The organism is Vibrio sp. 2033 (assembly GCF_033339735.1).
The window spans coordinates 1-576 of the sequence record NZ_JAWOVC010000617.1; the positions used below are offsets into that span (position 1 = coordinate 1).

At 42.9% G+C, this 576-nt stretch carries 1 pseudogene; it reads left to right on the forward strand.

What is annotated here, in order from left to right:
• Positions 1-307: 307 nt before the first annotated feature.
• Positions 308-576 (forward strand): annotated as a pseudogene (locus R7P74_RS28115) (sodium/glutamate symporter); the annotation flags it as partial.

Consider the following 576-nt stretch of genomic DNA (forward strand, 5'->3'; position numbering starts at 1 on the left):
TTAGGCATGTTTTATTGATTCTGCTCAATTGCATTGCCTATTCAAACTGACTAGGATACACGCCCTTCCTGAGTGAACTATCAAAAATAAAATCGAGAAACTTGCTCGAGTTTCTCAACAGTTCACGAACATTCTCGACAATTATATTCATTTCATGATTTTTAGCGCACTTGAGCGCTGATTGAAACGACCATTGCTCCGTACTCGAAAGATTTCGTATTCGCGCTTTCTTACGTGGAGTTATTTATTTCATCAAGGTTGGTCAAACGGATGATGCCCCTTGAATGCATTTACTGGAGGACAAAAAATGCCAAAAGGTCTAATGCTGACTGACTTAGCCATCGCAGGCTTACTTTTGATTGTAGCGAAAGTGATTCGCGTGCACACGCCATTGCTACAACGCATGTACATTCCATCTGCTGTATTGGCATGTTTATTTGGTCTCGTGTTTGGCCCTGCCATGCTCGATCTATTACCGTGGACAGACACGTTTACCGCTAACGCAAGCCTATTAACTGCTGCACTTTTTTCTGCGTTAGGGTTAGCAACGGATGTTCCATCCCCAAAAGTTGTCGC